Below are 22,670 nucleotides of genomic sequence, written 5' to 3'. Positions count from 1 at the left end.
ATGATTCCCAAAAAGGTTCTTGGACTCCTGCTACGCCTCTCCCTGGTTGTCCTCTGCCTCCTCTATGCCTTTTGGAAGGTCGATCTGGGTCGTCTTGGGATCGTCTTTGGAAATTTCAATCCGGTTTTTCTGGTGGCGGCCCAAGTGTATCTCTTGGGGGTCCTCTCCCTGCCTGCCCTTCGGATCAATTTTTTGAGTCAGAAAAAAGCCGGTTTTCTCCACTCCTTCAAAACAGTCATGCTGGGTCTTGGCATGAACAATATCCTTCCCGCAAGACTTGGAGAATTGGCAAAGGGAGTCTATCTGAAAAGAGAAGTTGGGATCCCGATCAGCCGCGGCCTGAATATCGTTTTCTGGGAGCGGTTTTCTGATCTGCACTCCATTTTTCTTCTCGCCACGATTCATGCCGCCTTCTTCATTCGGGACGTCCGGATCGCTTTGACCCTTCTTGGCCCCATGGCCGGCATTTGGTGCCTCTTAATCTTGAATAAAAGATGGCCTGATGCCTCCATCAGATTTCTTAAAGTGATCAAGCCCAAGTTTCTGACTTCATTCATCACCGAATTCCTAAAGCAGGTCCAAACTCATTTTCATCTCAGGTTTCTATTATCCCTTTTTGTCTATGCCCTCTTTGTCTGGGTTTTTTTTGTGAGTGTGCCTTACCTCGTTTTATGGGGAATTGCGGGGCTGGACCTCGATTTCGGACAAATTTTGACGGTCGTCTTAATTTCTTCCCTCGGCATGGCCCTTCCCTCTTCCCCGGGAGCCATTGGAGTTTACGAGGCTTCCATCGTGGCCCCTTTGACCCATTTCGGAATTGACAAAGAAGAGGCCCTGGCGGCGGCGATCGTCCTCCATATGATCCAATACATTCCCTCAACGCTGGGCGCACTCTTGATTATGATGAGAACGGGTCTTGGAATCAAATCCTTCCGGTTAAGAGAGGCGGCGTGATCGGTCCTCAAGCACGCTATCGAAGCCTCTTCGCCGTCATTGCCCTCTTTCAGATCTTCTACCTATGGCGCGCCTCTCAATACCTTCTTCCTTTGGGAGACGATGGCGTCGTCTACCTCTGGCCGGTTGGGAGGTTTATGGCCCAAGCCTCCCCTGGCGGATTCGCGACGGCGCTTGTTGCCGGTTTTCTGGGAGAGGATCACCTCTCCCCTCTCAACAATTTATTCGGCTACCTGTGCGCATTGTTTTCCCCGGATCCTACAGTCGTTTTGAATGTCGCGGCCAAGCTTCTCTATCTCGCCTTTGTAATGAGCAGTCTGATAGTGGTAGGCTCCCTTTGGAAAAGCAGGCGGGTCCTTTTGTTCTTCTTCCTCCTTGTGACCTTCGATCTTTCGATGACCTGGCGGAACATGATCCTCCCCGGAGCTCCCACTCTTCATATGATGGCGCCCCTGTGGTCTTTATTTTTCCTGCATCGGTTTCTTAAAGGAGAACGGAAAGTCGATTTATCGGGTTTTGCAATCTGTTATCTCCTGCTGACTTTTTCCTTTGAGAGCGCGTTCGTGGCGATGCCGTTGCTCGCCCTCTACGCGTTGTGCATGATTTGGAAAAAAGAAATCTCCCGTCCGAAGAAGATAAAGGAATTGGCGCGGATCGCAGGCCTGATGACGGTTTTGTTTCTCCCTTACCTCATGACGCACATTTGGTTATACGGGACGCCAATCCCGTCGTCGCGGGCGGGGCTGGTCGCAACCGGAGGGTGGGCTACCCATGCCCTCCATTATGCAAAAATAGCGGCTTATCAAATGTCGATCTGGTGTTTCGGCATCGCCGAGTTTGTGGCAAAGCGGTCACCGGCGATCCAGGTCGCGGCCGGGGCCGTGACGCTGACGGCGATCGTCTGGGGATTGGCTCGGGTCCGGCGCCGTGGTTTGCCCTCTCTCTCCCCGACAGGAAAAATTCTTTTGCTCGGTTTTTTCTCCATGCTCGCCTGCGTGATGTACACGGGCCGCGCAGAACCGGGGATGTGGACCCTCCCCGGGACCATTCTCTGCATGGTGCTGGCGGATCTCCTCTCTCAAAAGGCCTCCATAAAAACAGCGGTGGCGTTGATCATGATGTTTGCCGTACTCAATGAGGCCGTTCGACCTTTTGACAGGGCCGAAAAGTACTACAGGCGTCCCTTCGAATCATCCCAGGCCGCCTATCGCGCCTTGAACGAGGCGACGGACAGAATCGTCGTTGTCCGGCTTCCGGAGGCCGAACCCCTCATGCACCCGATGGCTTTTTGGATGGGGAACAAGATCTATCACAAGGAACCGGGATTGTGGATGTATCCTCAATACAGACAGCTTCTCTTCAAGAATATGAACATGGAATTCTACGGCAATGTGGAAGGCCGGCCGTTTGGCGCTTTCCGCCCCTTCTTCACGCGGGGGGAAGAGGGTGAAACGGCATTTTTGGTCAAGGGAGAGAATCTTTTCTCCCGGATTTTCCCCGAACCTCATCACGGCACAATTCTGCGGGCCTCCGTCATCCCCTATGCATCCCAGGGGAGATGGACGCTACATTTTCCCGATCTGTCGTGGCTCGGAGACGGCAGACTTGTATTTTCCCTGACCTTCAAGGGAAAGCTTCAGAACGTCGATCAGGTATTTTACGGGGGACGCACCGTTACAATGCATGCTTTCCCCGATGCGGGCGAAGGCAGGACCGTATTCGAAACCAACGACCTCTCCCCGGTTAACGATTTGAGCGTCTCCTTTCACGGGTCCGGAACCCGACTGGAGCTGATAGAAGTGGAAGCGGATGGAATGCCGGAACCAACACGTGGCGCGAGGGAGGCAGGGCGGATCAAGGGAACTCCGGTTTCGCTCACCACTGCCGGAATGCCGTGCCGTTATTGGATAGGAAACGTCGGACACGATCTGCAGAGCGAGTCCCCGGATGACTTTGGAATCTACGGCACCCTGGATGCAGGGCGGACGGTCTCGTTCCAAACATTGGTCCCCGGGGCCCTTGAAGTTTCCTATGTTTCCTTTGGAACCAATCGGAAACGGAGAAACGAGGGAAAAGTGAAACTGGATGGGGACACGCCGGCGGTGATCTGCGGCCCTGCGGTATGAGCAAAGAAAAACAGGTCATCGCCATGATTCCCGCCCGTATGGCCTCGACACGCTTTCCGGGCAAACCCCTGGCCGATATCTGTGGTAAAACCATGATCGAACACGTTTGGCAAAGGACGAGGATGAACAAGAAGGTCGCCTCGGTTTTTATCGTGACCTGCGACCGGGAGATCCGGGAAACGGCCATGAATTTCGGCGCGGACGTCGTTATGACCTCCGACAAACATGAGAGATGCACCGAGCGGATTGCGGAGGCATGCGGGAAGCTCCTCGATGAGGGAAAAGAATTTGACGTCGTCCTGGTGATTCAGGGGGATGAACCCCTCTTGAACCCGGCGGCGCTCGATCTCCTGATCCAACCGTTTTCAGAGGATGAACAGGTCTCCTGCGTCAATTTAATCGAACTGTTGGAGAGCGAAGATGAGATCCGGAACAGAAATAACGTCAAGACGGTTTCCGATCCCGACAACTTTGTCCTCTATTTTTCCAGGCTTCCCATTCCCGATGGAGCGACCCGTCAACATTACAAGCAACTGGGAATTTACGGGTTAAGGAAAGAGGTTGTCGTGAAATATTCGAAGATGAAACAGACCCCCCTTGAGATCGCCGAATCCGTTGACATGATGCGTTTTATCGAGCATCGTGTCCCGATCAAGGCCGTCCTCTCGCCATTCAAGACCTATGCGGTGGACACACCAAGCGATCGTGAAGTCGTCTGCGCCGTTATGGAGAAGGATGCGCTTTTTTTGAGATATCAAAAATGAATCGCCTAAACCGACTTGGAAGAAAATTACAGGAACTGTACTTTGGCCTCAAACTGTTTGTCTACGGACGGCTAAAGCTTCCGGCACAAACGAAACAGGATCGCCGGTTGTTCAAAAAAATACTCGATCATCTCAACGTCGATGTCCTGTCGATCTTCGAATGGGGAAGCGGGTTCAGCAGCATCTATTACGCCGACTATTTGAGGAAAAAAGGCATTCCCTTTGAGTGGCATTCGATTGACAGCAACCGGATTTGGCATGAAGAGATCAAGAAAATAGTAAAGGCCAGGGGGCTCGATTCCTGCGTCAAGTTATATCTGAAAGAGTTTCAGCCTTTTTGGGAAAAATCGGGTTGGGGAAGATTGCCCCTCGCCAGTGGAGCCTTTGCCCCGCAATCGGATTCCGAAAAATCCTACATCGATTTTCCGAAACAGCTTAAAAGGGATTTTAATGTCGTCTTCATCGACGCCCGCTTCAGAAGGAGATGCCTTCAGACAGCCAGGGAAATTGTTCGGGATAACGGGGTCGTGATTCTTCACGATGCCCATAAGGAACATTACCAGGTGGGATTGGAGTCTTTCCCGTTCCGGATGTTTATCCCGACGGGATCATGGTATCCCTTTCAAAAATCACCGAATCAGGTCTGGATCGGAAGCAAGACCAATGACGTGATTATGTCCCGATTAAAAGCGATATGATGGAACGTTTTCTCGATCCGCATATTGACCGCAAGAAAGAGATCGTCAGGAAAAACGTGAAAACGGTGGATGGCTTTCCCAAGCCCGCCATCGTTGAGTTCAATCTGACGGGCCTCTGCAACAGGACATGCGGTTTCTGCCCCCGTTCCGATCCCCAAGTGTTCCCAAATACCAACGAATTTCTGGAAGTCCCCCTTTTTGAAAAGATCATGAGGGATCTGGCCGAGATCGATTTTGACTCGCGGATTGTCTTTTCGGCTTTCAGTGAACCGCTCCTTCACAAGAAACTGGAGGAGCTGATCTCCACGGCCAAACGCCATGTGAGGGCAGGCGTCGAAGTCGTTACCAACGGCGATCGTTTGACCGGGGAGCGCCTCCATTCAATCTTTGCCGCCGGCCTCGACCTTTTGAGCGTCAGTATGTATGACGGCCCCCATCAAATAGAAAAATTCCTGCGTCTGAAAGAGGCCTGCCGTTTGCGGGATGAACAGTTCATTCTGCGACGCCGCTATAGGGAAAACGGGAATATGGGCATTACTTTTTCAAACCGGGCGGGGCTGGCTGATATCGAAGAGTACAAATCGGAAGAAGATAAAAGGACCCCCCTTCCCCTGGCGCATCCCTGCTTTTACCCCCACTATCTCTCTCTCATAGACCATAACGGCAACATGCTCCTCTGCACACACGACTGGTCGAAGTCCGTTGTCGTCGGCAATCTGACCCGGTCGTCTTTTTGGGATCTTTGGCGCAGCCGCCGCCTTGAAGTGATTCGGGAAACCCTCGGCAAGAGCGACCGCAGTTTTAATCCCTGCAACAAATGTGATGTCATCGGCACGATCATGGGTGAAGAAAATTACCTCGCCTGGGATCATTTCCATAACCGCCAAAAATGAAAACGGTGCTCATTACGGGCGCGGGTTCGGGAATCGGACTCGCTTCGGTCCGGCAACTTCTTAAAGAAGGTTATCGGGTGATCGCTCATTACCATAGTTCCTCGCCGGAACTCCTTCAACAAAAGGAAGAGCATCCGGAGCGCCTTTTTTTGATCCGGAAGGATTTTCTGGCGCCCGGGAGCGCCGCCGAGCTCTGGAGAGAGGTTGAAAAGATCGGCCATGGGATCGACATCCTGATCAACAATGCCGCCGTCATTCCGGATCCGGCCCCCCTTGTCTCCCTCACGGAAAAGGCCCTTGACGATGTCCTGCGCGTCAATCTGAAGGTCCCGTTCCTTTTGGCGCAAAGGGTCCTGCCGGGAATGATGGAACGGCGCTGGGGCCGGATTATCAACATCTCCAGCATCGGCATCAAATTCGGGGGCGGCTCGCAAACGGCCCACTACGCCATTTCCAAGGCGGCCCTGGAGGCGCTGACCCGGACCCTGCAACGCGCCGGATCTCCTTATCACATCACCGTGAATTCCCTGCGCGCCGGAGTGACAAACACCAAGATGCACACCTCCGTTCCAAAAAAGAATCTGGAGGAACGGATCAATCTGATTCCCCTCAAACGGATGGCGGAGCCGGACGAGATCGCCCATGCGATACTCTTCCTGATCGCCGAAAAAAGCGGCTACATTGCGGGTTCAACCCTGACAGCGGCGGGGGGAGAATAAAATCACCAAAAAGATGCCCAGGAATCTGACGATCATACCCCTTGGAAAGGCCTTGTCATTCCTCAAAAGGGGCCGTCACGAAGAGGCCCTGTGTTATTTCCTAGTTGATGATTATGTCCGGTGGACGAAGTTGAGAGACGGGATTGGAAGCAAAATTCAGCCAAGAAATCTCTCCGGAATCTTCGATCAGACCCTGCAGGAAATAAAAGAACCTTTGCTTGAGTTGCTCGCTCAAATTAACATTGAATTCGGCTCTCAAGACTGGTGGAGCAATAATGTTTCTTCAAGAAATGTCGCATCGACTCCCCTCATTTTGAATGTGGTTTTTCTTTTCGCCGCCAAAAAAATTCTCGGGATGTCTTCCTCCAATCTCATCTTTATCACCAAAAGCCTCTCCCTTTCGATGGGCATAGAGAAGTTTGCAAGGGCAAGGGGATATGAAGTTGAAAACGAGTGGGGCTGGGCCGACAAGATATGGGCTCGGGCACAGCCCCGACTCAACAACCTGGCGAAGTGCGCTTATTATCTATGGGAATGCTTTCGATTTCACCGGGCCACAAAAAAATTCCTTCGACCGCTCCCGATCCGGAAGAAATCGGATGGAAAAAGGATCCTGTTAAGAAGCTGGGTTACCCTGGGAAATTTCGGCAAAGACGGCCGTTTTTCGGATCGAAATTTCGGTTCCCTGCCGGCGTGGTTGCGCTCAAAAGGCTTTGAGGTCTGGACTCTCCCCATGTTCTTCAACATCCCGATGGGAAAAAAGAAACTTCTCATGCTACTCGGCGGCCAAAATGATAAATTTTTGGTGCCTTACCATTACCTGGGATTCGTGGATTACCTCGAGGCCCTTTGGAGGGCGTTGCGGGAGACAGGGAAAACCGTCAAAAGAGCGGAATTGGACAAGACCGACATCGCGCCGCTCTACAATGAGGCCCTGAAGGGCGATCTTTCACCCTCTCTTCTCGTCATGAATCTTTGTTCGCCGCTTTTAAAAAAATTGAAGGAGCAAAACTGTGAGATCGACCGGTTTTTCTACGCCTTTGAAAACAACGCCCCGGAGAAACCGTTTATTCTCTCGTGCCGCAAATATTTTCCGGATTCCAGGATTATCGCCTTCCAGCATACGACGTTTTTTCCAAACCAGCTGGCCTATCATCTTGCACCCCGGGAATGGCGGCGCCATCCCCTTCCCGACAAGATTATCTGCAGCGGACCCGCCTACTCCCGATTGTTTCGAAATGCCGGCTTCCCTCCCGACATGCTCTTCAAGGGACCCAGTTTAAGATACCGAACCGCCTCCGCAACCGAACCACCCGCCCCGAAGGGAAGCACAATGAAAGAGAAAATGCTTCTGGTCTCCCTGCCGGGAGAACCGAATCCGAGCAAGGCGTTTGAGCTGATCGATAAAACGAGCCGCGCCTTCAAGCCGCTCGCCGAATACAAGGTGTATTTCCGAAACCATCCTGTTCTCCCCCGGAAAAAAGTGATCGAGTTTCTCCGGAGAACAGGGATGAACCGCTATGAATTCGCGGATGAAGGCAAAATCCAGGACTGGCTTCCAGGGGCCCATGCCCTCATCACCATCGGCCTTTCAATCACTGTGCTCGAGGGGGCCGCCATGGGAATACCTGTCCTGCGGGTCATTCCCGACAACTCCTTCTTTTTCGATCCGATGGCGGCAACCGCTTATCCCCTGGCCCCGATTAATACTCCTGAAGAAATGAGGGATCAATTGCTCACAATCAATTCAAGGCTGAAAGACGACCCGGAGTGTTTTCGGAAAATCGGGGAACAGGTTTTACAGGACTACTTTACAGAACCGACCGGCGAGACGATGGACGTCTTCATTGAAGATGAAGATGGTTTCGGTCCGTTTTACGGAAAAGTTCAAACCCACATGACGCTTGACATGCCCCATTGAGTTATTTAATGCTATAAGTCGTTTGTGGTGTATTCGATGGATTATCGTTTTCGTTTTCAAGGGGTGATATCCAACCCATGAGACCTTTTAAGATACTTTTCCTTTATCCCAACAGTGAAATGATGAATCCCGCACCGATTTCGATCGGGATTTTTACCGCCCTCTTGAAGCAGGAGGGATGCGAAGTCGATCTTTTCGATTCCACTCTCTATCCCGATCCGGACAAGAAGGTAAGTTCCGATAAATCCAAGCAGGATTCCCTGCAGGTGCGCCCTTTTGACTGGGGAGAAAAGGGGGTACGGCTGAAAACCACCCGCATGGAGGAGGACCTCGTCGAGAAGGTGGAGGCCTTCCAGCCGGACCTGATTGCGGTTTCGGTTCTTGAGTGCACCTATGCGGAGTGCCTGCGGATGCTCAAGGCGATTGAACCCTATGATATCCCGGTGTTGGTGGGAGGGGTGTTCGCGACACACGCCCCCCATCTCGTCTTTCGGAACAAAAATGTCGGCATGGTTGCCATTGGAGAGGGAGAGGATGTGCTTGTCGAGGTGGTTCGCAAGATGGCCGCCGGCGAGGACTACTCCGGAATCGGCAACCTGTGGATTCGGCGAAACGGCGGGATCATCAAGAACAACACGCGGCACCTGGTGGACATCAGCAAGCTCCCGATCCCCGATTTCAGCCTCTTTGAGGTCGAGCGGCTCTACCGCCCGATGGCGGGCAAGGTCTATCGGACCGTCCCGGTCGAATCGAACCGGGGATGCCCCTTCCTCTGCACCTTTTGCAACTCCCCCTCGATGGTGTCGCTGTACAAAGAAAATAATTCGGAGAATTTTTACAGAAAGAAAACCGTCCCCGCCCTGCATGAAGAATTGAAGCGGCAGATCAAGCGGTGGAATGCCGAGTATGTTTATTTCACCTCCGATACCTTCCTCGCCATATCGGATGCCGAATTCGATCAGTTTATCGAAATTTACAAGGATTTCAGACTCCCCTTCTGGATTCAGACAAGACCTGAAACGATCAATCGGTACAAGGCCAAAAAACTCCGGGAGGCGGGATTGCACCGGATTTCCCTGGGGCTGGAACATGGAAACGCCGAGTTTCGGAGACGGGTGATCCGGAAGGATTTTGACGATCAAAAAATCATCGAATGCACGCGGATTCTTGCGGATGAAGGAATTCCGGTTACCGTCAATAATATCATCGGGTTTCCCGACGAGACGCGTGAGCTTATTTTTGACACGATCGAGTTGAACCGGAAGTTGATCACGGATACCACAAACTGTTCCATCTTCGCCCCCTTCCACGGCACCCCTTTGCAAAAGATCGCCGTGGAGAAGGGTTACGTTGAGGAGGATTTTATCTTCGGCTCGATCAACGTGGATGCCCCTTTGAACATGCCCCAGTTGTCGCGGAATGAAATCAAGTCATTGCATCGGACTTTTGCCCTTTACGCGAAACTGCCCAAAGAGTATTGGCCGGTCATCAGAAAAGCCGAAAAATTTGACGATGAGGGCAACAGGGTTTTCGCGGAATTGGGCCAGCTCTACAAGCAAAAGTACTTTTATAACGAATGTTAGCATGGATCTCGCCGCCTGAAAAAAAACAAGGCAAGCCCTGCATCAAATTTTGAAAGAATCCCGATTAAAAATAGGCATCGCCGGTTACGGCATCGTCGGCCAGAGGAGAAGGCACTTCATTGACCGTCATCCACAGCTCAAGACGATCGCGATCTGCGACCAAAAATTCGCCTCCGCAGGCATCATGTCCGACGGCGTCAAATGTTTCACAACCTATCAGGAACTCATCGAACAGCCCCTGGACGTACTCTTTGTCTGTCTGCCGAACTATCTGGCCCCCGATGCCACGATAGCGGGCTTGTCGCGAGACATGCACGTCTTTTGCGAGAAGCCGCCCGGCCGGGACGTGGGGGATGTGATGCGGGTCATCGCCGTTGAAAAGACCAAGCCCGGCTTGTTGCTCAAGTACGGATTTAACCACCGCTATCATCATTCGGTGCGCGAGGCCTTGAGATTGATCAAGTCCGGGGAGTTGGGAGAGATCATCAACATGCGCGGCGTCTATGGCAAAAGCAAGATCATCTACTTCGCAGGCGGGTGGCGAGCCGACCGACAGTACGCGGGAGGCGGCATCCTTCTCGATCAGGGGATCCATCTCGTTGATCTCATGCAACTCTTCTGCGGCGAGTTCGTTGAGGTAAAAAGCTTCATCTCCAACAGTTTTTGGAAGCACGACATCGAGGATAATGCGTATGCCCTGATGCGCGACCGGCAGGGCCGCGTCGCCATGCTCCATTCCAGCGCCACCCAGTGGCAACATCGTTTTTCGCTCGATATCTCGCTCACCAAGGGGTTCCTCGTGCTCCGCGGGATTCTCTCGGGGAGCAAGAGCTATGGACAGGAGGAGTTGGCGGTCGGCCGCTGGGATGAATCGGACGTGGGAACCACCCGCGAGGAATGTACGAAATACCTGGAGGACGATTCCTGGGGGCTGGAGATCAACGAATTTGCCGATGCAATTTTAAAAAAGGGAGAAATACTCAATGGACGGAGCTCGGATGCCTTAAAAACCATGAAGCTCGTTTATCGTATTTATCATGCGGACCCCGAATGGCGGAAGGCTTACAACATCGAGGATCCCGGCCAGGCCTGATGAGAAGCGGGAAGACGGATTTTATGAACAAGATCGTGCAACTTTTCAAGGAGACGGGGAGTCCGGCGGAATTCGCCAGGGGATACTTGAGTTATTTGATTGAACTCCTCGGAGGGCTGGATACGGAAGCGATCGCGCAATTTATCGCCGAACTCGAAGATGCAAGAAGGAGAGGAACCACCGTCTTTACCATCGGCAATGGCGGGTCGGCCGCCACCTCTTCGCACATGGCCAATGATATCGGTCTCGATGTCCTGAAAAAAAGCGGCACGACTCTTCCCTTCCGTGTCCTTGCCTTGAGCGACAACGTTCCTGTCCTGACGGCGATCGGCAACGACGACGGCTACGAAAACATATTCTTATACCAGCTCAAAATACACTACCGGCCGGGGGACAAGTTAATCGCCATTTCGGCGAGCGGTAATTCTCCCAACATTATTACCGCGGTCGAATGGGTCAAAAAACAGGGGGGCGCCGTGATCGGACTGGTCGGTTTTGACGGGGGAAAATTAAAGGGGCTCTGTGACGTTGCCATTCATGTCAAAACCCGGAAAGGCGAATATGGTCCGGTTGAGGACATTCACATGGTCATGGATCATCTCGTCGCCAATTACCTTTGCGGTAAAGTCATGGAGGAGACTGCGAAGGGGCGATGATCTCCCGGGAAGGCGCCAAGGTTCTCATCGGCCCCTCCTCTTTTGCGGAGACCGACCGCGCCCCCCTGGAGCGTCTCTCGGCCAGCGGATTGGAAGTCATCCCTAACCCCTTCAAAAGGAAACTGACGAGGGAAGAACTGCTCAACCTCCTGGACAAGGATGTGATCGGCATCATCGCAGGGCTTGAGCCCCTGGACCGGGAGGTCCTGGAAAGATCACAGCTGAAGGTCATCTCCCGTTGCGGTTCCGGCATGTCCAACGTAGACCTCGAAACGGCCCGTAAGAAAGGGATTCGGGTTTATTCCACGCCGCTGGGCCCCGTCACGGCGGTGGCCGAGCTTACGATCGGTTCTCTCCTTTGTCTCTTGCGCGGTATTCATCTTTCAAACAGTTCGATGCACCAGGAAAGATGGTTCAAACCGATGGGTCGGCAACTCCTTGGGAAGAGAGCGGTCCTCATCGGCTTTGGACGCATCGGACGGCAAGTCGGGCAACTCCTGCTGGCTTTCGGCGTTGAGGTCATCGCTGTCGATCCCCTTTATCGAAATGACAACCCCGGGATCCGGAAGGCCGAATTGACGGAGGCGCTTCGGTCGGCGGATATCATCACCCTGCACTGTAGCGGCAATCAGGTCATTCTTGGAAGAAAAGAATTTGATCTCATGAAGAACGGCGTCATTATACTCAATGCGGCTCGAGGCGGTCTGATCAGTGAAGAAGCGCTCCTTGAGGCGCTGGAAAAGGGAAAGGTTGCCGGGGCCTGGCTGGATGCCTTCCGGGAGGAACCCTATCAGGGTCCCCTCTGTCGTTCGAGCCGGGTTCTCCTGACGTCTCATATCGGATCCTATACTGCGGAGTGCAGGCGCGCCATGGAACTGGAGGCGGTGGATAACCTGTTGCAGGCGTTCTGATCCCTTGATGCCTTCCTCATCCGAAATTTCCGTTTATCTGAACCTTGCCGTGGCCACGGCGCAACAGGCGGCCGGTCGTCTGTCATTCCCGGAGGACCAAAGGGTCCTCGCGGATCTGGAGAGGGATGTGAAAATCGGGGCCGATCGCAAACTGCACATGTTCATCACCGAACAACTTTCGAAGGAAAGCCCCTTTCCCGTCTATTCCGAAGAGGCTCAAGAGAAAACCGGTCCGTCCCGGATCCAGGGTCCCTTTTGGATCGTCGATCCCCTGGACGGGAGCCTGAACTATTCCCGCCAAATCCCTTTATACGGCATCTCGATCGCCTTGTGGCAGGATCAGGCGCCCCTCTCAGGAATCGTATATGATTTCAACAAGTCGGAGATGTTTAGCGCCATTCCCGGTCATGGGGCATGGCTCAATGGACAACCGATTTGCGTCGGCAATGTCAGGGAAAAATCGCAGGCGGTCCTCTGTACCGGCTTCCCGGTCGGGACTGATTTTACGGAAGAGGGACTCACGCAGTTTGTTCACAAGATCAGGATTTATAAAAAGGTCCGTCTGTTCGGCTCGGCCGCCCTTTCTCTTGCCTATGTGGCCTCCGGAAGGGCGGATATGTATCAGGAAAACGATATCGCGCTTTGGGATGTGGCGGCCGGCCTGGCGCTGGTTGTCGGGGCCGGCGGAAAAATTGACTTCCAACCGGGCCAAAAATCTGCACTACTGCGTGTCAGGGCGGGAAATGCCTTTCTGGTATGAACATCTTTAAACAGAAACTGAAATCACGGTCCCTCTCCTTCGGTTGCTGGATCACCTTCCCGTGCGAGGCCTCTGCGGAGATACTGGCGCGCACCGGCTTTGAATGGCTGGTTCTCGACATGGAACACGCTCCCTTGGGCGTTGAAGAGGCGGCGCGTCTTATCCGGATCATTGACCTCGCCGGATTGCCGGCTATTTGCCGCCTTCCCTCCAATGATTCGAATCTTGCCAAAAATGTCCTGGACGCCGGCGCCGCCGGCATCATGGTCCCGACCATCGAATCTGCGGAACAGGCGCGAAAGGCGGTTGACGCCGCCTATTATCCCCCCAGGGGTAAAAGGGGAGTCGGTCTTGGACGGGCCCAGGCCTACGGGGCCGGTTTCAAAGAATATTGCGAGAGAAGCGACAAAGAACTGATTGTCATCGCCATGATTGAAACAAAAGCGGGGGCGGAAAATGCGGAGGCGATAGCCGGGACGCCTGGAATCGACGGGGTGCTGGTCGGGCCCTATGATCTTTCAGGATCCCTTGGTCCCATAGGGGAGCTTCATCATCCCGATCTCGATGAGGCGAAAAAGAAGGTGCAAAACGCGGCGCGGCAACGGAAAATCGGGTATGGTTTGCACGTGGTCCATCCGACCGAAGAGGCGATCCAAAAGGCCCTTCGGGAGGATCACACTTTCCTGGCTTTGGGAGTGGATATGATCTTTCTCGACCAGGCCGCAAAATCAACGCTGGCCTTCGCCAAAAAAACAGCCCTCGAAAAATAAATGTCCGAACAGGAATGGAGAATCGTTCACGCCGACGATCTGGCCGACGGCATGGATGAGAAGCTGGCCCGTTTTCTCGAATCCTTTAAATCCCCGGGAGACGACCCGGTCTGGTCGGCTTCCTACTATCGGTGGAAGACCAAAAACAACCCCGTGCGGACGGGTTTTATCAGCCTTGCCGTCAACGGAGGTGATATCGTCAGTTCCGTTTCCGTAACCCCCAAATTCATCTGGCACAGGGGAAAAAAAATCCAGGCCGCCGAGATCGGCGACACCTACACGGACATCCGCTTTCAACGCCGGGGAATTTTTGCGGCCCTGATCAATGATATCAAGGTGAGGGCGGATGAATCCGGTTGCTCTCTTATCTACGGTCTGCCGAATGAGAATTCACGACCGGGGTACGAGAAAAAATGCGATTTTTTGGCTCATCCCGCTCTTCAGTTGGCCAACGCCACCTGTCTTTTCAACGCCGTCAAAATTATCGGTCAAAAGCGCTCTCGCCCTTTCAGAATTATTCTGATCCTTCTGGCATCTTTGATAAACCTCTCCCTGAAGGGTCTTCGCATGTTCTGGCTTCTGTGGGGAAAAATATCGGGCGTCTCCGTTCGGGAGGTTCAGGGCCTTGGTGAGGAATACAATGACCTTTGGGAAAGATGCAAGGGCCAGAGCGATGTGTCGCTCGTTCGCGACAAAAAGTATCTGGAGTTCCGATTCTTTGCGCATCCCCTGGCCCGATACCGCTTTTACGAAGCAAGGGTAAACAAAACTCTTCAGGGCTACCTTGTCTGTAAAAAACAAAAAAACAACAATCGGCGTTGCGTCATGATAGCCGATTGGTTTTATGAGAGACGACATCCCATTGTTTTTCTCGCTCTGCTCAATCGGGCCGTCCAGGAAGGCTTGAATCAGCAACCCGATCTTTATTCCACGTGGGTTAATCGTTCGCGTATTGAGAAATGGTTATTCATGGTTTCCGGCTTTGTGATTCGAAAAGACCAACCTTTGATCATCTATAAAAATCAGCCGGGCAGGGAACTGTTGTCCCACACACAACGCTGGCACTTCACCTTGTCCGATTCCGACAACGTGTAATCGCCTTACATGCCGAAACCCGTCTCCAACTTCCTGCGTTCAGCGATCGGGGCGTCTCTTGCGCGCATGCCGCGCGTCCGTTTGTCGAAAAGCCGGGGCTTGTCCGTCTTTGTCTTTCATTCGGTGACCCCGAAGCCCGGCTTGTTTGAACAATCCTTCGACATGTCGGTTACTCCGGATCTTTTCAGGCGGCAACTTCTCTGGATTTTGAGGCATTATACGCCTGTCCGTCCCACGGATCTGGACGGCAATATTCCGCTTCCTCATGACGCCTGTCTGATCACCTTCGATGACGGGTGGGCGGGAACTTTTGAATTCGCCCTTCCCATCCTGGAACGGGAGTCGGCGCCTGCGCTTCTTTTTTTGAATATCGAACCGATGGAGGGGGCCCTTCTTTGGGCCGCTATTGCCTTCTGGCTCGAAACGCACGAGGCCGGATTCACGGAATGGATATCTCGTCACAATGGCGATGCCGCATCGCGTCCCGCCCTAAAATTGACCCCCCGTCTTCTTGCGCAATGGGAACTGGAGAGAAGACCGGTCGATAAAGCGGCCGTCTCCGGCTATCAGGGACGGTTTGCCGACTGGCGGAATGTCCTTGAGTGGGACGGTCATCCTCTTGTCTTTTACGGCAATCACCTTTACAACCACTGGAATGCGGTCAACCTCACCCATGAGGAGTTGGAGAGCGCCTTTATAAAAAACCAGCGGAAGCTGGATAAACTCCGGTCCGGAACCAGGGATTTCGCATTTACCTTTGGGGCCTATTTAAAACACCAGCCTGAATTTTTACTCAAGAACGGGGCCTCGAGAATTTATACGAGTTCCAACAGGGTGAACTCCTATCCGCCTCTGCCGAAGGTCCTGGGACGAATTCACATTACCTCCTGGGATGACCGATCAAGCCGTCTTCATTGGGAAACGACCCGTTCTCACATTGACCGGTTTATCAAAGAAGGATTTTATGGCAAATACACCTCTCCCCGCACAAGAGACTAGTGCGCGACCGGTGGGCCAACACCCCGGTGTTGTTCTGATCTCGGCCCTTGTCGCGATACTGTTCTTCGAAATCTATTCGCATTATTGGCTCGTGAGCCTCATGGGTACAAATTTATTGAGGCTCAATGTGGCGCCCCTGTTCATCCTCTTGCTTGTCAGTATTATTCACAACCTCCCGAATATTTTCCGACTTCGCGTGGGAAGAGAAGAAATCAACAAGGTTCTCTTTGTCACGATGCTCTACCTTGTTTTTGGCTCTATCTCGCTGGTTGTGAATGAGCCGGATTTCCACTCCTACTTCATCTATCTTTTCACGCCGATTCTTATCTACCTGACCCTGCTTGGCCTCTATAAAGATAATGCAAGAATTGACACGACTTTAAAGTTCCTTTTTATCCTGGGGCTGATCTTTGCGGTCTATTCCAACTATCTCTCGGCAACGCATGCCCTCCGTCCCGGCCACATTGAGTTTGAAGGCGTTCAGTATGTCGCGGGAGGCGTTTCGGGCGCTTTCACCAGGCAAACCGTTCCGGGAATCTCTTCCATCGAGTATGCCTCGATGCTCCTGCTCCTTGTGCTGACCGGATTATACTTTTTCAGACAAGCCAAAGGAAGACACAGACACTTTTATACCGCGGCCCTGGTCTTTTTAATGTACACACTTTTGGAAACCGGCACGCGATCTGCAATGGTCTCATTGGCCGCGGCACTGCTCTATCTTACCGTCAAGAAGTGGTTTACCAGGACGGAATTGTTCTTTGGGCTCCTTGTTTTTGGGGGGCTTATCCTGAAAACCCAAACAATCATCTTCCGCCTGCTTTCAACGTTGACTCCCTATTTTTCTTCCCTGGACGGCATGACGGTATTTGGCTCCGCCCTGACCACCACGGTATTCAATCCCCGACTCTATACTCTTGGTTCCACCCTGTCTCTTTTTCTTGGCAAGCCGATCTTCGGCGTCGGATTTACCCGGTTTATCGAGATTCAAACATCCGAAATACCGGCCTTGTGGGATCCCGTAAAGGAGGAATTAACGGAATATTCGTCAATAGAACATAATCATATGTGGGCCATGTTTGGGGAGGCGGGAGCGGCTACCGCGCTCCCTTATATATTGACCATTCTCGCCATTTTTTTTCTGATAAACAGGTTGATGAAAAAAAGACGATCCATGGACACCCGGACCAGGAATCTTGGCATCCTCATGGCCACAGGGGTGATCGGTAGCCTGATTGACATGAACTTTTCCGCAACTATTTACCCCTACCACTGGATCTGGTTCGGCCTTGCCGCCTCATGGCTACGCAACACTGATCGGGCCTTTCATTCGACGTGTCAACCGACAACCTAGTCACTGTTTTAATGCCTGTCTATAATGGCGGGGAGTACCTTTCGCTCGCCATTCAAAGCATCCTTTCGCAATCCCACAAGGATTTTGAGCTGTTGATTGTCAACGATTGCAGTACCGACAACTCCATGGACACAATACAATCTTTCAGAGATTCACGGATAGTGGTTCACACGAACCCTGAAAATCTCGGTCAGACGAAATCCTTGAATATCGGTCTGCGGAAGGCCCAGGGTCAATATGTCGCCAGGATGGATGCGGATGACATCGCAAGCAACCCCGCCTGGTTGGAGAGGCTTCTGAAATACGCCGCAAAACATCCTGAATATGCGGTTGTCGGCTCCGCCGCCTTTGTGGTGAATGACAAGGGAAACAAGAAGGAGATCAGGAGGATGCCCCTGAAGCGGCATGAAATAATCTTCCGCATCTTCTTTGCCCCGCCCATGAATCATGTAAGCGTCCTCCTGCAGAGAGACCTGATTTTAAAAAACGGCGGTTATGACGAAGACTTCAGAATCACCCAGGATTACGAACTCTGGTCGTCGCTGATCAGGAATAATTTCGCCCTGTCAAACATCCCGGACGTTCTCGTATCCTATCGCGTTCATAAAAATTCGATCGGTTCAATTGAGGCGGACAAAAAAGGCCTTGCAGAGAAGTCAGAAACAATATTTCGCAATATTCAGGCCCTCACCGATCTTGCCTTGACCCATGAGGAAGCAACCCGCATCTGCAAGCTGTTTTATCATCCGATGGACCTCAATCCGGGTCAATTTGAACAGGCGCAAAGGAACTTTGAAAGTATCTATGCAAATCTCAAAAAGGAGTGGAGGGTGTCTGAAGATTTTATCCGGCGCGTCATTCGTCATGAGATGTTAAAACCTTACTGCAAACTTGCCGCCTCACAAACGGCAAAAAGCCCAAAAGAGACGCGCCGGATCGTTTCCGAATATCGGAGGCGATACGGCTTCCACTGGATGCCTGCCCTGATTTTCCTGATCACTTTTTCCGGAGCGAGATTATCAAGGCGCCTGCCGTATCTTTTCGAGAAATGGCGGGAGATGACAACGCGTCTCTCACTCACTTAAGGCTTGCCGGATGAAAGTCGAGGGCGGGAAATATAATATTCTCTTCCTGGTGAATGGGGCTAAATCTCCCCGAGGGGGTGAATTTCAATTTCTTAGCCTGATCACGCATTTGAGGAGAGACATCTTCCATCCCATCACAGCCTATGCCTGTGATGGACCCGTGGTTCGGGAAATCAAGAAGGCGGATATCATGGCCATTCATGTGCCCATGGGCGATAGAATGACAAAAGTCCATCCGAGGAAGATCAGCCTCCTAAGTCCTTTTTTTTTCTTTCCTTTTGCCTGGGAGTTTTTATCCGGCGGGGCCGTTTGGAAAATACGCAAACTGCTTAAAGCACACAAGATCCGTTTGATCTATTGCGCCGATAATTTGTCAAAGTTGATCGGCGGCCTTGCTGGAAAAATGTCGGGGATAAGGACGATCGCTCACTGCCACGACGATTTCAAGGAGGACATCCTGGGCAAGGTGATGAGATTTTTTTATTTTCTGCTTCTCGACAGAATCTGTACGGTGTCGGAAAAGGTGAGGCGGTTTTTCACGCGAAGGGGAAAAATCCCCTCGAAGGTGGAAACCGTGTACAACGGGGTCGACACCGACCTGTTTGACCCGGAACGTGTCGCCGATGCAAGGAAGGAATTGAAATTGTCGTCCGATACCGTCGTTGTGGGGAGTATTGGAGCTCTGGAAACGGACAAAGGGCAGAGGTATTTGCTGAAAGCCCTGTCGTTACTGAATGCAGAGGGGGTCAATAACATGACCTGCCTTATTTGCGGTACGGGGCCTGATGATGCCGATCTTCGAAAGTTGGCGCACTCGAAAAAACTCGAAGTTCGCTTTCTTGGTCACCGTTCTGATATTCCGAGCCTGTTGAAAACAACCGATATCCTCGTGCTCACCCCCCAGACGAGGGAGTCCTTTTCCATGGCCGCCATTGAGGCCATGTCTATGCGGGTCCCTGTCGTCGCAACACGCGTCGGCGGAATCCCCGAGGTGGTATCGGATGGCGAGACCGGGATTTTGGTCCCCCCTGGCGACGTTGTCTCTCTTGCCGGAGCTATCAGGACTTTGTACGACAGCCCTGAACTAAGAAAAACCATGGGAAATAACGGAAGGGATCGGGTAATAAAAAAATTCTCGCTTCAGATATCTGTGATGAACATGGAGCGGCTCTTCCTGGGCCTCATTGAGGAGACGGCTTGACCTCCCCTTTCGTGGTGGGAATACAATCCTTTTATCTGGAGCAGTTCCTCGAACACGGGGTCGAGGCCGAATTGGAAAAAATGATCGGGGAGGGAGGGGTCAATACTCTCCTGCTTTCCACGCATATTGATTTTCAATCGACCCGTGATTGGGGAAAATTAACTCATGCCAACAGGGATTTTTTTGAGTGTGAAGGATTCAATTGTGACGTAGATCTAAAATATTATGAAGACACTCAAATTAAACCGACTAAATCAAAAACTACGGAGCTAGCCTCCAGGGATTTATTTTCTGAAGTGGCACGAGCGGCTAAGAAAAAAGGGATTCAGGTTTATGCGCTGATATTACATCGATTTCCCAATGTGGAGAGATACAAAGAAATGAATATGCGGGCTGTCAACGGAGAGATAATTCCCGCCATTCTTTGTCACAATCACCCCGAAGTGCGGCAGTTCTATAAATGTCTCGTCGACCATCTGGATGCTGAATATAACCTGGATGGTTTTTGCTATGCCCTTCTCGATCACTACTCCTTATTCGGCTTTCAGACCCTGACGGATGAGCTTGCAAATACCCTCGGCATCAAAAGATTTGCCAATCCGGAAATGGGGTTGAGCTGCTTTTGTGATGTCTGCGCCGCTGAAGCGGCCCAACAGGGAATAAACGTGGAAAAGATTAAAAGGGGACTGATGAGGGGCGTGAAGTCGGGTTCTATTCCCGGTCAGGTGGAAAAAATGACTACGGCGGATGAGGCCATCCGATTCTTGCTCGATGTTCCGCAATATCTCGAGTGGCTTAGATTTCGATCTTCCATTATGGAAAGGCTCCATCGGGAACTATATGAATATATTAAGGAAAAAGAGAAACATTACACCGTGGGCCTTGATATCTATGGAGCCAAAGATGACTGGAAATATCAAACGCGATTTCACAAGCTGGCAGCGTATTGCGATTGGATCAAGCCGATGTTCTATTCCTGTACGTACGATGAACCGTTGAGTCCTCAGGAGATAGGTGACGGCGTACGATTGGCCAAGACTTTATCGGGAAAACCGATATTTCCCGGCATTAATTGTCTCGCCTCGGAACCGGAGGACAAAATCAAAGAGGGAATTAAACACGCCATGATGAGCGGCGCCGATGGCCTAATATTGTCGTGGGACTATTCGCTCATCCCCTTTTCACACTTGAGAATTGCCAAGGAGCAATTGGAAAAACATAACGGATGAAAAAACCTCTTATTGGATTGCTTGTTTTAGGTGTTTTATTTTCGGTGTTTTTTTTCGTCCAGTTGCGCGTTGTGAAGAATCATCAAAATCCCGTAGTCGCCGTTCTCATCCCCGGCAGTGTCGAATTTTTCGCCGTACAGAGAAAGGGAATGGATCAAGCCGCCCGGGAATACGGGCTGAACCTTATTTACGCCGATGCAGAATGGGAAGCGGCCAAACAGCTCTCTCAAGTCGAACATTTTATTTCACAGGGTGTTGATTTGATCCTTATCTGTTCGGTAGATAACCTGGCTTTGCAATCTGCTATTCCCTTGGTGCAACGGGCAAAAATCCCTCTGATCACCTTTTCAAACACCATCGGTGGAGATCGCCATGGACATTATAAAGGAGTGATTACCCACGTTGGTAGAGATGAAGTCAAAGGGGGCGGACTGTTGGGACAAATGGTGGAACAGTTATTTGGAGATCAAGCCGCGAGGATAGTTTTTATCCAAGGGACTCCCGGTACATCTGCCCAAAGAATGCGGGAAGAGGGTTTTGAGGCCGTTGTCAAGCAGCACGCGAATTGGAAAATCGTTTACAACCAGTACGTTTCTGGATGGACTAAGGAGGGGGCCCTCAACGCCATGGAAGATTTTTTACAAACGGCCAAAGAGGCGGATATTATCGTGACCCAATGGTGGACCGCGTCTGTTTCCGCGGCGATGGCGCTTCGTGAGAAAGGGACGCTCGGAACAAAAATAGTCGGCTTGGAATTTTCCGGGGAACTGGCTTCCTATATCCGATCCAAGCAGGTCAGTTCTTCGACCTATTTTTCTATCGCGGAAGAGGGATTTAAGGCCGTGGAGACCGCGGCACGATTTCTTAAGAAGGAGGAAGTTCCCCAATTTGTCGAGATTGTCCCGGTTTGGGTCACCGCGGAGAATGTCGACCGGTTCCAGCCTGAATTATGAGGCCTCCCCCTCCTCTTCTGGATATCAAGGGGCTCCGTAAATCTTTTTCCGGGGTCACGGTTTTGGACGGCGTTGACTTGGAACTTTATGCGGGAGAGGTACACGCCTTGGTAGGACAAAATGGCGCCGGCAAGTCGACCCTCATCAAGTTGATTGTTGGAGGTCTTAAAAGAGACTCCGGAGAGATAATGCTTAATGGGGAAACGAAAAATTATTTGTCGCCCGAGCAGGCCTGCCATGACGGCATTGGCGTGATCTACCAAGAGACCAGTCTTATTTCTCAAATGACGGTTTTAGAAAATATCTTTCTTGGGGTAGAACCGCTCAATGTCGCAAACCTCATTGATGAAAACAAAATGCGGAAAAAATTCTTTGAGACCTGTAACCTTTTGAGAATCGTTATGGATCCGGACCAAATAGTTTCCCGTCTCAGTATCGTTAAAAAGAAACTCGTTGAGATAATGAAGGCGCTAGTGAGGGAATCCCGAATTCTTATCATGGATGAACCGACGGACTCATTACAGAAGCAAGAGATCAATCACTTGCTTAAAATCATCGAGGATTTAAAATCCAATCAAGCGGCTGTTTTTTATATCACCCATAAGTTCGAAGAGGTATTTCGTGTAGCGGACCGGATTTCAGTGTTGAGGGATGGTAAAAAAGTCCAGACCGCTAATGTTCCAGACACGACAATAGATGAAGTCATCCGGCTCATGGCGGGTGAATCCCGGGTCACACGAGAAGAAATCAAAACCTCTCCGGATAAAAAACGGCAGACGGTGCTCAAAGTCGAGGGGGTGACTAAAAAAAATACTCTCCACAATGTTTCCTTCGATCTACAGGCAGGGGAAATAGTAGCAATAACCGGTCTGGTTGGCGCGGGCAAAACCGAATTGGCCAGAATCCTGT

21 protein-coding genes are annotated in these 22,670 nt (G+C 51.6%); all 21 read left to right on the top strand.

Features of this window, described 5'->3' with window-relative positions:
• A complete protein-coding gene (locus tag HYU99_03105) occupies positions 1 to 954 on the top strand; it encodes a flippase-like domain-containing protein (protein ID MBI2339344.1) in 954 nt (317 codons plus the stop codon).
• The gene (locus HYU99_03100; GenBank protein ID MBI2339343.1) at positions 951 to 3,080 is read left to right on the top strand and encodes a hypothetical protein; all 2,130 of its coding nucleotides are present in this window, start codon (positions 951 to 953) and stop codon (positions 3,078 to 3,080) included. Before HYU99_03105 ends, HYU99_03100 begins: the two co-directional genes overlap by 4 nt.
• On the top strand, positions 3,077 to 3,844 hold the full coding sequence (locus HYU99_03095; GenBank protein MBI2339342.1) for a 3-deoxy-manno-octulosonate cytidylyltransferase: 768 nt from the start codon (positions 3,077 to 3,079) through the stop codon (positions 3,842 to 3,844). Before HYU99_03100 ends, HYU99_03095 begins: the two co-directional genes overlap by 4 nt.
• Positions 3,841 to 4,542 (top strand): class I SAM-dependent methyltransferase, encoded by a 702-nt coding sequence (locus tag HYU99_03090; GenBank protein ID MBI2339341.1) that lies wholly within the window; start codon positions 3,841 to 3,843, stop codon positions 4,540 to 4,542. Before HYU99_03095 ends, HYU99_03090 begins: the two co-directional genes overlap by 4 nt.
• Complete coding sequence (locus tag HYU99_03085; GenBank protein MBI2339340.1) at positions 4,539 to 5,435, top strand: radical SAM protein; 897 nt, start codon at positions 4,539 to 4,541, stop codon at positions 5,433 to 5,435. The genes HYU99_03090 and HYU99_03085 overlap by 4 nt, the downstream gene beginning before the upstream one ends.
• Positions 5,432 to 6,154, top strand: a complete 723-nt coding sequence (locus tag HYU99_03080) for an SDR family oxidoreductase (protein MBI2339339.1) — start codon at positions 5,432 to 5,434, stop codon at positions 6,152 to 6,154. The genes HYU99_03085 and HYU99_03080 overlap by 4 nt, the downstream gene beginning before the upstream one ends.
• A 13-nt stretch (positions 6,155 to 6,167) precedes the next feature.
• Positions 6,168 to 8,075 carry a hypothetical protein gene (locus HYU99_03075; GenBank protein ID MBI2339338.1) on the top strand — a complete coding sequence of 636 codons (1,908 nt, stop codon included), beginning with the start codon at positions 6,168 to 6,170 and terminating at the stop codon, positions 8,073 to 8,075.
• A 77-nt stretch (positions 8,076 to 8,152) separates the two neighbouring features.
• Positions 8,153 to 9,658, top strand: coding sequence for a B12-binding domain-containing radical SAM protein (locus tag HYU99_03070; protein ID MBI2339337.1), 1,506 nt, complete (start codon positions 8,153 to 8,155; stop codon positions 9,656 to 9,658).
• Between the two features lie 49 nt (positions 9,659 to 9,707).
• Entirely contained in the window at positions 9,708 to 10,751 is a 1,044-nt protein-coding gene (locus tag HYU99_03065; GenBank protein ID MBI2339336.1) for a Gfo/Idh/MocA family oxidoreductase, read from the top strand.
• 23 nt (positions 10,752 to 10,774) lie between these two features.
• On the top strand, positions 10,775 to 11,407 hold the full coding sequence (locus tag HYU99_03060) for an SIS domain-containing protein (GenBank protein MBI2339335.1): 633 nt from the start codon (positions 10,775 to 10,777) through the stop codon (positions 11,405 to 11,407).
• Complete coding sequence (locus tag HYU99_03055) at positions 11,404 to 12,318, top strand: phosphoglycerate dehydrogenase (protein ID MBI2339334.1); 915 nt, start codon at positions 11,404 to 11,406, stop codon at positions 12,316 to 12,318. The genes HYU99_03060 and HYU99_03055 overlap by 4 nt, the downstream gene beginning before the upstream one ends.
• A 7-nt stretch (positions 12,319 to 12,325) precedes the next feature.
• On the top strand, positions 12,326 to 13,078 hold the full coding sequence (locus HYU99_03050; GenBank protein ID MBI2339333.1) for an inositol monophosphatase: 753 nt from the start codon (positions 12,326 to 12,328) through the stop codon (positions 13,076 to 13,078).
• Positions 13,075 to 13,848 (top strand): 2,4-dihydroxyhept-2-ene-1,7-dioic acid aldolase, encoded by a 774-nt coding sequence (locus HYU99_03045; GenBank protein ID MBI2339332.1) that lies wholly within the window; start codon positions 13,075 to 13,077, stop codon positions 13,846 to 13,848. The genes HYU99_03050 and HYU99_03045 overlap by 4 nt, the downstream gene beginning before the upstream one ends.
• Positions 13,849 to 14,943, top strand: a complete 1,095-nt coding sequence (locus tag HYU99_03040) for a GNAT family N-acetyltransferase (protein MBI2339331.1) — start codon at positions 13,849 to 13,851, stop codon at positions 14,941 to 14,943.
• A 9-nt stretch (positions 14,944 to 14,952) separates the two neighbouring features.
• Complete coding sequence (locus HYU99_03035; GenBank protein ID MBI2339330.1) at positions 14,953 to 15,942, top strand: polysaccharide deacetylase family protein; 990 nt, start codon at positions 14,953 to 14,955, stop codon at positions 15,940 to 15,942.
• Positions 15,943 to 16,042: 100 nt separating this feature from the next.
• Positions 16,043 to 17,293 carry an O-antigen ligase family protein gene (locus tag HYU99_03030; GenBank protein MBI2339329.1) on the top strand — a complete coding sequence of 417 codons (1,251 nt, stop codon included), beginning with the start codon at positions 16,043 to 16,045 and terminating at the stop codon, positions 17,291 to 17,293.
• A gap of 11 nt (positions 17,294 to 17,304) precedes the next feature.
• Positions 17,305 to 18,378 carry a glycosyltransferase gene (locus tag HYU99_03025; GenBank protein ID MBI2339328.1) on the top strand — a complete coding sequence of 358 codons (1,074 nt, stop codon included), beginning with the start codon at positions 17,305 to 17,307 and terminating at the stop codon, positions 18,376 to 18,378.
• Positions 18,379 to 18,388: 10 nt separating this feature from the next.
• The gene (locus HYU99_03020; protein MBI2339327.1) at positions 18,389 to 19,579 is read left to right on the top strand and encodes a glycosyltransferase family 4 protein; all 1,191 of its coding nucleotides are present in this window, start codon (positions 18,389 to 18,391) and stop codon (positions 19,577 to 19,579) included.
• Between the two features lie 71 nt (positions 19,580 to 19,650).
• Positions 19,651 to 20,808 carry a hypothetical protein gene (locus HYU99_03015; protein ID MBI2339326.1) on the top strand — a complete coding sequence of 386 codons (1,158 nt, stop codon included), beginning with the start codon at positions 19,651 to 19,653 and terminating at the stop codon, positions 20,806 to 20,808.
• Positions 20,805 to 21,761, top strand: a complete 957-nt coding sequence (locus HYU99_03010) for a sugar ABC transporter substrate-binding protein (protein ID MBI2339325.1) — start codon at positions 20,805 to 20,807, stop codon at positions 21,759 to 21,761. Before HYU99_03015 ends, HYU99_03010 begins: the two co-directional genes overlap by 4 nt.
• 62 nt (positions 21,762 to 21,823) lie before the next feature.
• Positions 21,824 to 22,670: sugar ABC transporter ATP-binding protein (locus HYU99_03005; GenBank protein MBI2339324.1), on the top strand; the 847-nt coding region annotated here is incomplete at its 3' end.

This window comes from Deltaproteobacteria bacterium, assembly GCA_016183175.1.
In the GTDB taxonomy this organism is placed as follows: domain Bacteria; phylum UBA10199; class UBA10199; order UBA10199; family SBBF01; genus JACPFC01.
The sequence above is the reverse complement of the archived record's forward strand: the minus strand, read 5'-3'. Positions and strand labels throughout refer to the sequence as shown.

Excerpts from the sequence above, each read along its gene's own strand:
- HYU99_03105 (MBI2339344.1), top strand. The coding sequence starts at position 1 with ATGATTCCCAAAAAGGTTCTTGGACTCCTGCTACGCCTCTCCCTGGTT.
- HYU99_03095 (MBI2339342.1), top strand. The coding sequence starts at position 3,077 with ATGAGCAAAGAAAAACAGGTCATCGCCATGATTCCCGCCCGTATGGCC.
- HYU99_03090 (MBI2339341.1), top strand. The coding sequence starts at position 3,841 with ATGAATCGCCTAAACCGACTTGGAAGAAAATTACAGGAACTGTACTTT.
- HYU99_03085 (MBI2339340.1), top strand. The coding sequence starts at position 4,539 with ATGATGGAACGTTTTCTCGATCCGCATATTGACCGCAAGAAAGAGATC.
- HYU99_03080 (MBI2339339.1), top strand. The coding sequence starts at position 5,432 with ATGAAAACGGTGCTCATTACGGGCGCGGGTTCGGGAATCGGACTCGCT.
- HYU99_03075 (MBI2339338.1), top strand. The coding sequence starts at position 6,168 with ATGCCCAGGAATCTGACGATCATACCCCTTGGAAAGGCCTTGTCATTC.
- HYU99_03070 (MBI2339337.1), top strand. The coding sequence starts at position 8,153 with ATGAGACCTTTTAAGATACTTTTCCTTTATCCCAACAGTGAAATGATG.
- HYU99_03060 (MBI2339335.1), top strand. The coding sequence starts at position 10,775 with ATGAACAAGATCGTGCAACTTTTCAAGGAGACGGGGAGTCCGGCGGAA.
- HYU99_03055 (MBI2339334.1), top strand. The coding sequence starts at position 11,404 with ATGATCTCCCGGGAAGGCGCCAAGGTTCTCATCGGCCCCTCCTCTTTT.
- HYU99_03050 (MBI2339333.1), top strand. The coding sequence starts at position 12,326 with ATGCCTTCCTCATCCGAAATTTCCGTTTATCTGAACCTTGCCGTGGCC.
- HYU99_03045 (MBI2339332.1), top strand. The coding sequence starts at position 13,075 with ATGAACATCTTTAAACAGAAACTGAAATCACGGTCCCTCTCCTTCGGT.
- HYU99_03040 (MBI2339331.1), top strand. The coding sequence starts at position 13,849 with ATGTCCGAACAGGAATGGAGAATCGTTCACGCCGACGATCTGGCCGAC.
- HYU99_03035 (MBI2339330.1), top strand. The coding sequence starts at position 14,953 with ATGCCGAAACCCGTCTCCAACTTCCTGCGTTCAGCGATCGGGGCGTCT.
- HYU99_03030 (MBI2339329.1), top strand. The coding sequence starts at position 16,043 with ATGGGTACAAATTTATTGAGGCTCAATGTGGCGCCCCTGTTCATCCTC.
- HYU99_03025 (MBI2339328.1), top strand. The coding sequence starts at position 17,305 with ATGCCTGTCTATAATGGCGGGGAGTACCTTTCGCTCGCCATTCAAAGC.
- HYU99_03020 (MBI2339327.1), top strand. The coding sequence starts at position 18,389 with ATGAAAGTCGAGGGCGGGAAATATAATATTCTCTTCCTGGTGAATGGG.
- HYU99_03010 (MBI2339325.1), top strand. The coding sequence starts at position 20,805 with ATGAAAAAACCTCTTATTGGATTGCTTGTTTTAGGTGTTTTATTTTCG.